The sequence below is a fragment of the Paenibacillus sp. OSY-SE genome (genome assembly GCF_000283315.1).
GTDB lineage: Bacteria > Bacillota > Bacilli > Paenibacillales > Paenibacillaceae > Paenibacillus_B > Paenibacillus_B profundus.
The window spans coordinates 1-9879 of record NZ_ALKF01000110.1 but is presented as its reverse complement, the minus strand read 5'-3'; the positions used below and the strand labels follow the sequence as shown (position 1 = coordinate 9879).

Below are 9879 nucleotides of genomic sequence, written 5' to 3'. Positions count from 1 at the left end.
CAACTGAGCTAATGGCTCTCATGCTGACTGAACATTGCTGTTCGCCATGATTCATTTCAAGTAAAAGAAATGGTGACCCGTACGGGATTCGAACCCGTGTTCCCGCCGTGAAAGGGCGGTGTCTTAACCACTTGACCAACGGGCCATGGTCACACTTTCATCATCACCTCTGCGGCGACAATTAAGAGTATAACAAACGGCATGAACGTTGACAAGCTTTTTTTTCAAAACTTTTTTTACCAATTGGCAAAATGTTTTTGTGCTGATAAAGACACCACCCGTGTTACCTGCGCTTCCCCAAACGGTCACACTAAATACGATAAAAATACCGTCGCCGTACCGAAATAAACAGTTAATGAAAAGATGTCATTCAACGTCGTAATCAGTGGCCCGGACGCTACGGCTGGATCGGCATTGCATTTGTACAAAATGAGCGGAATGACAGTCCCGGCCATCGTCCCGATGATGACAGTGAGAAACAAGGAACATCCGACGACAAGGCCGAGCGCTACACTTGATTGCCATATTCCCGCCACCAAGGCCACGGATCCGCCGCATACCATACCGATAATAAGTCCTACGAACAGTTCGCGCCATAACAGACGTCGAACGATAGCTTTGTCTATATTTTCGGAAGATAATCCACGAATGACGACAGCTAGTGATTGAGTGCCTGTATTCCCTGTCATTCCGGCAATCATGGGCATGAAGAATGTTAACGCCACCACCTGCTGCAACGTTTCTTCGAACCGGCTTATAATGCTGCCGGAGACGAGTCCGAGAAAGAGCAGCATAATGAGCCATGGCAGCCTGCGCCGTGCTGCGGTTACTGCATTCGTGCGAAAATCGATAGTCTTATCGGTTGCTGATAGCTTGTTAATATCCTCATGCGCCTCTTCCCGCAGGACGTCGATGACGTCATCGACGGTCACGATACCGATGAGCTTGTCATCTGCATCCACGACCGGCATGGACAGGAAGTCGTATTGCTCGAATAGCTTCGCCACTTCTTCTTGGTCTGTGTCTGCTGTTACGGAAATAACCTTCTCGTTCATGAGCTCCTGTATCGTTTCATTCTCCTGAGCAAGCACCAGCTCCCGATAGGACAAGGTGCCGACGATACGCTTCTGTTCGTTTACTACATAGAAATAATGCACGTGCTTCGTCAGCTCTGCGAAGGCCTTAATTTTCTCCACCGCTTCCCGCACCGTGTAGCGGTTATAGAACCACACGTAACGGTTGGTCATCAGACCGCCCGCCGTCTCCGGCTCGTAGGTGAGCAAGTGACGCACCGTGTCGCTCTCTTCCCGTTCCATCAACGAGAGGAGGAATTCCTTCGCTTCCAGACTAACGGCAGCCATCATATCGGCGACGTCGTCATTATCCATCCGGTTCAGCACTTCGGCGGCGCGTTCGCGCCCGAGCATCTGAAACGCTTCAAGCTGTAAATCCGGGTCCAGCTCGCGGATCATTTCCGTCAACTGATCGATTTCCAGAGCACTCAGCAAGTGAGATCGCTTCGTCATCTTCGCATCGCGATAGACGACGGCCAAGTCGTACGGCTGCCAATAACGCAGCTCCCGCTTCACCTCTTCTGTCGTACCTTCTAATATGCGGTCCGCTTCCTCGAGGATATCTTCCGGTTCAGAGGGGGCTTTTCTCTTTTCTTTCATGTTGTCGCCGTCGTCACGATTGATATCTGATGATAATTTATCGCTCACGCCGCTCACCTCCTGCAATACTCTTTCTTACCCTATATCCAATGACATAGAACCCCTGTTCAATAATACACTACGCAATATTCACGAACTAGGACATACGATAAATCCAGTTCAAGCTCTCATAGTGTATGAAAAAAAGCAAGGAATAACCACGAATGAATTCGCAGTAAATCCTTGCCCTGTCTTATATTCGATATCGTAAGGCAGCATTCCTGCCTCTGTAATCGATTTGCTTCTTTTTTCTCCGACTCATTATTTTCCCGATCAATATACGGCCAAGCGGCGAATCATTGGCTCTTCCATGCATTCGATTATACGCAGGCGGATACTAGCGGTCTCGAGCGGTTCGATCCGATCGATCTTCTTGTGCCCAATCGCGCTGCCCTGCGCTACCGTCTTCCATTCCCCGTCAACCCGGGCCTCCACCACATAAGCACGGACTCGCTCCCCATACGCAATGTCTTCCATCGCAATGACATGCTCGATCGCCTGTTTTTCTCCCAAGTCGAGTACAACTTCCATTCCTGCGCCCGTCGTCTCGGCAATACATTGTCCGAATCGGCGGCGGATTTCCGTTCCGAATTCCTGTACGCGCTCTACATCACAATCGGGCAGCAGGCCGCGGTCATCTGGCGAGACGTTCAGGAGCAAGGTTGTCCCATGGCCAACGGAGCGGTAATACAAGTCTATCAGATGGTCTAATGAATGCAGACTGCTCTCATCATTCGGGTGCCAGAACCAATGTCTCGCCCGAATCGGCACATCACATTCCGCAGGAACCCATTCCGGTGTGGCTTCCATCCACGTGTTCATGTCGCTCGTGAACATGCTCACGCGAGCGCTTTCAGCAGTGTTCCAGCACGGATACGGAGCGACTCCATCTTCATTCCCCACCCAACGAATCGTCGGCGCGCCCATATTGAAAATCATCGCATCCGGTTGATGCTGCTTCACAAGACCAATGATGCGCGGCCAATCGTATTGGCGACCTTCCGAGCCCGCTCCGTCGAACCAGACTTCCACTAACGACCCATAGCCCGTCAAAAGCTCTGTGAGCTGTTCCGCATAAAAGTCATCATAAGCAGCAGGATCGCTATAGCACGCAGCATTGCGGTCCCAAGGAGATACGTACAACCCTAGAAGCATGCCCTCTTCCCGGCACGCATCGGCCACTTCACGCACCACGTCGCCTTGACCGTTCTTCCATGGGCTTGATTTCACCGAATAGTCTGTCGTCTTCGTCGGCCACAGACAGAACCCATCGTGATGCTTGGCCGTCAGGATGACATATTTGAATCCGGCCACTTTGGCCGTGCGGATCCATTGCCCCGCATCCAGCTGCGCCGGGTTGAACAATTCCGGGGAATCAGTTCCTTCTCCCCATTCCTGATCACAGTACGTATTGATCCCAAAATGAAAAAACATCCCCAATTCCAAGTCCTGCCACGCCATTTGCTGCGGGGTAGGCAAAGCCAGCTTCGTCTTCGTCATAACGCCCTCTCCCTTACTTCAAATTAGTAATGTGGTCAGACAGTTGCGACAAGCGTTTTCGATAACATTATAAGTCGTTCTGCACCATGCAAGAACCTCTTATGACTTCGAGATAGTGGAGTTAAATCCTTCATCAATAAGCAAATGGAAGCATGAAAATGTGCGCGCTGTCAAGCAGCTATCCGCCGGCAGCATGACACCGGCGGATAGTATAGAAAGCAACCTTTATTTTTTAATAGCGTTGCTGTAAATCTCTAAATATTTCGGCAGCTGCAAGCCGTCGAAGCCTTTCACATACGCATCCCAATCCTTATCCAAACTTTTGCTGCCGGTAATGAACTGAGCTATGTTGGACTCGACATAGTCACTAATGGACGTCTGCAGTTGAGCTACTAAGGAAGCGTCCTCGGCTGCGATAAATACGTCTGCTGGGAAAGCCATTTCTGGCTTCGCGAACGGTTCATATTTCTTCGACTCGTTGCGCAGGCGAAGGCCATAGCCGTCTTCCGCGAACATATCATCCGGCACCGCAAAGGAATCGCGTAATTCATTCGTCATTTTCATAATGCCAAGCTCCTGCCAAGTTCCGTTCTGGACTTGCGATACGCCTGGCTTCGGCGTTTGCTTGAAGCGCGCAGGTTGACCGTCAGCCGTCTTCTCACCTTCCTTCGCTTGGCGCCAGCCATCGCCTTCCTTACCCATGCTCGTATACACCGTTGCTTCTTCGGTGTACAGATAATCTGCAAAGCGAATCGCCGCAATCTGCTGCCCTGGTGTCGCTTTGTTCGTAATCGCGAACTGTCCGTTGCCAGCGCCGACGAAGTATCCGGTCAGCTGCACGCCATTCGGTCCTTTCAACGGCGGAACCGTTACATATTCTTTATGGCGAGGCGTCAATTCGTTCGGATTGTATACATAGCTGATAAGCGCCGTGGACACGGCTCCCATCACATTGTCAGGCTTATTGCCGATTTGCTTGACGGCATCGGCGTTCTGGGTGAAGGAAGCTTTATCGATAAGCCCTTCCGCATACAGTTTATTGATAAAGCGCAGTCCTTCGCGCCATGCTTCTTGATTCGGCGAAAACTTAATGTCACCGTTATCCATATACATATACGTATTGGCATCATTATAAATGAAAGCGTTCATCAAATAGGCATCCAAGCCGCCGCCCCACATGTCCTTTTTCCCTGCCGTAGTGAGCGGAACCTCATCTGCTTTGCCATTTCCGTTCGGGTCCTTCTCTTTAAACGCTTTCAGCATTTGATAGAACTCTTCCGTCGTCTCCGGCATTTTCAATCCAAGCTTATCAAGCCAGCTCTGGTTCACCCACATTTTCGAGGCATAGGTGCAATGATAGCATTCGTTCACTTTCGGGATCGTGTAAATGTTGCCGTCTGGCGTAGTCATCGCATCCTTCAAGTACGGAATTTCAGTCATGGCCTGCTTGATGTTCGGAGCATATTTATCAATTAAATCATTCAACGGAACAAATACGCCCTGCTGTCCGTACTTCATCTGGTCTGCCTTGGAGAAGTTGCCGGCGAGAATGACTTCCGGATAGTCTCCGCTTGCCATCATCAATTGCTTCTTCTCTTCAATGGCACCCTCTGGCACAACGTCCCATTTAATTTTAATGTTTGTTTTCTCTTCAACAAATTTTGTGAATTCGTTCGTCTCTAAATTTTCTATCGCTGCCGATTGCGGCGCGAACATCTTAAGTGTCATCTGCTCTTTTGCAATCGGATATTCTCCTACCGGATTGAATAGTTCACCGGCATTCGCCACTTCGTTCGCGGCGGCATTTCCCTTTCCTTCTTCTTTGCCAGAGCCGCCCGAACCGCTGGAGCAAGCCGCCAAGAGCAGTGAGGCGCACAGCAATACCGCAAGCATCGTCGTCCATTTCAATTTCATCTTACAAGACCCTCCCTTTTATATTCTCGAATTGAGTTGTAATCTGGCAGAGATTAACCTTTTAATGAACCGATAAGGACTCCTTTTACAAAGTGCTTTTGCACGAAAGGATAAATCATCAGCACCGGAGCGCTCGCCACCACGATAAGCGAATATTTCAGCAGCTCTGACATGCCTTGCAGCTGCAGCATATCATCCACGTTCGCCATCATCGTCGGATCGACCGTGTTCAGGATAAGGATATTCCGCAGCACGATTTGCAGCGGGAACATATCCGGCGATTTCAAATAAATGAGAGCGCCAAAATAAGAGTTCCAGTGGCCGACGGCGTACATCAGCGTCATGACAGCGATAATTGGTTTCGATAGCGGCAGCACGACACTTGTAATAAAGCGGACGTCGCTGCAGCCGTCAATCTCCGATGCTTCAGCCAATTCTTCCGGAATACTCGTCTGAAAGAACGTACGGGCGATAATGACCTGGAAGACAGCCAATGCGCCTGGAATAATCATGGCCCAGCGGGTATCGATCATTCCTAACGACTTCACAACCATATAGTTCGGAATAAGACCGCCATCGAACAACATCGTGAAGACGAGCAGCATCATGATGATGTGACGTCCGTAGAACGTGCGACGAGATAACGGATACGCGATGAGTACGGTCATGACGACGTTCACGAACGTGCCAGCCACGGCGTAGAAGAGCGAGTTGCCGTAACCGGTCAAAATATTCGGATTCGCAAAAACTGCTTTATATCCGGCCAGTGTAAAATCAACCGGGAACAACCATACGCGACCCGAGTTGACAGCCTGCGGCGAACTGAACGAAGCGCTCAAAATATGCAGCAGCGGGAATAAAACGATGACCAGCGCGCCGCTTAATACGACGTACACAAATATGAGAAACAGGCGGTCAGGAAGCGACTCGCGAATAGCGGGTTTATTCATGGATGCTGCCCCCTTTACCACAGACTCGACTCTGACAGCTTGCGCGCAATCGCATTGACCGTCACGATGAGTACGAGATTAATGATGGAATTAAATAGTCCGATTGCTGTTGAGAAGCTAAAATTCGCATTTAACAAGCCGACCTTGTATACGTAAGTTGAAATAATCTCGGAAGACTCTAAATTGAGCGGGTTTTGCATGAGGTACATTTTTTCGAAGCCGAGACTCATCATGCTGCCCACGTTCAAGATGAGCAAAATGACCATGACGGGGAATATGCTCGGCAAATCGATATTCCAAATCTTCTGGAAGCGCGTCGCGCCGTCTACCTTGGCAGCTTCGTACAAATCCGGATTGACTCCAGATAAAGCTGCGATGTATATGATTGCGCCGTAACCGGTAAATTGCCATACGTCAGACCAGACATAAATCGATTTGAACAACTCCGGCCTTCCCATGAAATCGATGCCTTCGAACCCGAACAGGCGCAATATGTTATTAAGCATGCCGACGTTCGGAGACAGGGCAACGATGATGATGGATACCATAATAACGGTAGAAATGAAGTAAGGGGCATAGGTAACCATTTGCACGGTCTTCTTAAAGAAACCGTTCTTAATCTCATTCAAAAACAGTGCCAATAGGATGGGGGCAGGAAATCCGACTAACAATCCGTACAGACTGACCACGATGGTATTACGGATGTAATTCCAGAAGTAGGGCGAGTTCAAAAACTGCTCGAAATATTTAAACCCTACCCACGGACTCTCCCAGATCCCTTTTACGACGTTATACTCTTTAAAGGCGATAAGCACTCCGCCCATCGGAACGTACTTGAAAATGATAATGTAAGCGATTGGCAGAAAAACGAGCAAATATAGTTGCCAATGCTTCTTCATTTTCTTACCGGCACCGTCGGCAAACGCGAAGCGCGATGTCGTCAGGCGGCGGGAGGCAGTTCCGGGCGTGACGTTTGCCATAGTTCATTCCTCCTTCATCCCTTTTGCAACCGATTACAAAAGAGGATTCATTATTGAGCCAGTTCATATTTGCGGCGTCGATAGTATCGAGCCTCCCGGGTTGCCTTGATTATAAAAGACGAAATGATGCCATTACAATCAACCGTTTTCTTAAGGCTTAACGGATTTCGCCACACCGTCTAACCCGCTCCCGGCAAGGGGTTTATTGGTAACAATAGATGATTTTCGCCTGCTTGATATGTTTCGCAATCCCGCCTGTTCATCACAAAAAAAGCGCCGTTGCTACCAACACCGGGCTCGATCAGAAGCCCAATGCCGATATTCGGCGCTTTCAATTATTTGTCGCGTGTCAAGGCTGCAGCCTGCGCCGAGATGACGGCGCGGTATTCTCCTGGAGCAACCCCTTCCACTTTCTTAAATACGCGGCTGAAGGATACTGCTCCGCCATAGCCTACCCGCTCAGCTATCGTTTGAATGGAGGCATCACTGTCCCGAAGCAACCGCTTCGCATGCTCTAAGCGGATGTGGATGAGGAAATCAATGAATTTCTCGCCAGTCACATCCTTGAACGATTTGCTTAACGTTTTTGGCGGCACTTGGAACCGTTCGCTTAAATGGTCCAGCGACAGCTGAGGATGCGCATAGTTCGCTTCGATGTACGCCTGGATCTGACGTATCAACGCGACGGAATGCTCCGCATCTGCAACAGCAAGCCGTTGCTCCGCCTGCTTCAGCAGCTCGGACAGCATCTGTTCAAGCTCCTTCAGCGTTTCGCATTCGTCAATCTGCTCCATCCAACTCGTTGCATCTGGAAGAGAATCACTCGCTCGCGCCATCAGCTTCATCCGCTTGTTCATTTCCGAGTCTAGCTGTGTGCAAGCCTGTACGACCTCTTGACGGGTATACCTTGCCGCTTGCAGCATTTGAATCCATTCCAGCAGACGTTCGTGCCACTCTCCCTTTCCTTGCGCAACGCTATGCACGAGCGCTCGGGTAAGCGGCGTCACATCAACACCCACTGTCTGATGCTCCTTCTCTATGAGCACCCGATTGATCCCGCAGGTCATCTTGCGGCTTAACGATCGCAGCGCCTGAGCGAACGCTTGCGGAATGTTATGGATAGAAGCGGCAACATCACTGACGCTTGCCGTAGATGTCCATTTCAAATAATTTTCAATCCAAGGCAGCATCTGTTCCATCACATCCGCAACTTTGCGGGCAGCATGCTGAGGCTCCGTCTGATCGGACGCAGGCTGCCAAAGCATGACGAGCCGTTCCCCCGTCAACCAATCGGCCCACACCTTCCACTCATACTCTGCGGCTATTTCATGAAAGGCCGATTTCATAGCATATTGAAGCAAGAAGCGATCCCGCCGGGAATACGCTTTCGTGAACGAAAGATACCGATCGATTTCGACCACGACGATGACGCACCAACGCTCTGAATCCAACGGAACATCCAATTTATTTTCCTTATTAAGCGGATGCTCTTCATAGCTGCCGTCCAACCATTGCCGAAATGCGTAATTGCGCAGAAATATGGCATCCTTCTTGCCTCGTTCCGCACTCTCATCACGCTCGGCAAACATTCGATCGAGAGCGGATTCGATGACGGCAAATTCATCCCAGCGCGATTGGTCCGATTGCAAGGAGGACGTTGTCTCGGCAATGGTATTGACCCGCTGTACCAGATTCGCGACTGGCTTGTAATGGCGGTGGGTGATGTACACAATCCAACCCATCGCGGCGAGGAGCAGCATCATGCCGCCAATCATCCATACATTGAACCATTCCTCAATACGTAATAAAGCTTTCCCCTTCTGAAACCCGCTCTCAAAAATCCACCCCGTATAAGGCGACATATAGTCCGATACAACCGTGTAAGAAGGTGAAAAGTTAGGGTTATCGGTATCATAATCCAGTAAATTCACACCTAATCGATCGCGGATGCTGACGGCATTCAAATCGGAGGCATACCACTCTTGAACTAAGGATTGAATGGAGGCTGTGGCGACGTTCACGACGATCATTCCGTCTCCTCCGCCGGTTAAAGGCACGTGGCGCACGAGCGACACGACAGACTTTCCATCTTGAAAGTCATATTCTTTAAAGGGGCGCGCACCGACCCAAGCATATTCATTGCTGCGGATATGGCGGTGTGCATCGATGAAGTCTTTGTCCATATATTCGCGGATGGGGAAGGCGCTGCTGTTGCTAAGCACCGTTTCATCTTGAAACCGGACGAGATACACGGTATCGATAAGCAGATTTCTGGCGCTGATCCGTTTCATGAGCTTCTTGATGCGCATATGTAAAGCGACATCATTGTTTTTCTTGCCGTGAAAATATTGTTCCAGCTCCGGCGCATTCAACACTTCGGAGACGACCATTTGGTCAATATCTTTCAAAGAAGCGTCCGTGGCCCGAAGAGCTTGAAGGAGGAGCGATGAATTCGATTGAATTGCATCTTTGCGGCTTTGTTCGCTTAACGTCTGAAAGAACACAAAGAATAGGAAGCTGACTACAATAATAAATACAGGCATATACGACAGCAATAAGCGGTAAAACCATCGCTTGGCCATAACGTAACGTTCCTCCTTCGAATTCCACAGCAAGGATTGAAAGAGAGGGATGTTCGCCCCCTTATAAGTAAACGCTTACATATTTGATAAACAAAAAAATCCCTCACGGGACTTTATGTGTTCCATAAATGGCGGAGAGAGAGGGATTCGAACCCTCGCGGCTGTTACACCCTAACGCTTTAGCAAAGCGCCCCCTTCGGCCTCTTGGGTACCTCTCCAAAAAGTGGCTCCCCGAACAGGA

6 protein-coding genes and 2 tRNA genes are annotated in these 9879 nt (G+C 49.7%); all 8 read right to left on the bottom strand.

All coding sequences use genetic code 11. The annotated features are described in order from the left end of the window. Nucleotides 1-70: 70 nt before the first annotated feature. The 8 genes from A372_RS0100920 to A372_RS0100885 all read right to left on the bottom strand — a co-directional run bounded on the left by A372_RS0100920 (nucleotide 71) and on the right by A372_RS0100885 (nucleotide 9856). Nucleotides 71-145, bottom strand: a tRNA-Glu gene (locus A372_RS0100920). 160 nt (nucleotides 146-305) lie between these two features. Then, nucleotides 306-1673: a magnesium transporter gene (gene mgtE / locus A372_RS0100915; RefSeq protein WP_036702852.1), complete on the bottom strand. Its 1368-nt coding sequence runs from the start codon at nucleotides 1671-1673 to the stop codon at nucleotides 306-308. Between the two features lie 312 nt (nucleotides 1674-1985). Beyond that, entirely contained in the window at nucleotides 1986-3212 is a 1227-nt protein-coding gene (locus A372_RS0100910) for an alpha-L-fucosidase (RefSeq protein ID WP_019418971.1), read from the bottom strand. Between the two features lie 225 nt (nucleotides 3213-3437). Beyond that, nucleotides 3438-5126: an ABC transporter substrate-binding protein gene (locus A372_RS0100905; RefSeq protein WP_019418970.1), complete on the bottom strand. Its 1689-nt coding sequence runs from the start codon at nucleotides 5124-5126 to the stop codon at nucleotides 3438-3440. 53 nt (nucleotides 5127-5179) lie between these two features. Beyond that, the gene (locus tag A372_RS0100900) at nucleotides 5180-6076 is read right to left on the bottom strand and encodes a carbohydrate ABC transporter permease (RefSeq protein ID WP_019418969.1); all 897 of its coding nucleotides are present in this window, start codon (nucleotides 6074-6076) and stop codon (nucleotides 5180-5182) included. A gap of 14 nt (nucleotides 6077-6090) precedes the next feature. Continuing rightward, nucleotides 6091-7056, bottom strand: coding sequence for an ABC transporter permease (locus A372_RS0100895; protein WP_019418968.1), 966 nt, complete (start codon nucleotides 7054-7056; stop codon nucleotides 6091-6093). A gap of 335 nt (nucleotides 7057-7391) precedes the next feature. Further along, nucleotides 7392-9638 (bottom strand): helix-turn-helix domain-containing protein, encoded by a 2247-nt coding sequence (locus A372_RS0100890; protein ID WP_019418967.1) that lies wholly within the window; start codon nucleotides 9636-9638, stop codon nucleotides 7392-7394. A 129-nt stretch (nucleotides 9639-9767) separates the two neighbouring features. After that, nucleotides 9768-9856, bottom strand: a tRNA-Ser gene (locus tag A372_RS0100885). Nucleotides 9857-9879: the final 23 nt, after the last annotated feature.

Coding starts and splice junctions, on each gene's coding strand:
- mgtE (WP_036702852.1), bottom strand. CDS start 1,673: ATGAAAGAAAAGAGAAAAGCCCCCTCTGAACCGGAAGATATCCTCGAG.
- A372_RS0100900 (WP_019418969.1), bottom strand. CDS start 6,076: ATGAATAAACCCGCTATTCGCGAGTCGCTTCCTGACCGCCTGTTTCTC.
- A372_RS0100895 (WP_019418968.1), bottom strand. CDS start 7,056: ATGGCAAACGTCACGCCCGGAACTGCCTCCCGCCGCCTGACGACATCG.
- A372_RS0100905 (WP_019418970.1), bottom strand. CDS start 5,126: ATGAAATTGAAATGGACGACGATGCTTGCGGTATTGCTGTGCGCCTCA.
- A372_RS0100910 (WP_019418971.1), bottom strand. CDS start 3,212: ATGACGAAGACGAAGCTGGCTTTGCCTACCCCGCAGCAAATGGCGTGG.
- A372_RS0100890 (WP_019418967.1), bottom strand. CDS start 9,638: ATGGCCAAGCGATGGTTTTACCGCTTATTGCTGTCGTATATGCCTGTA.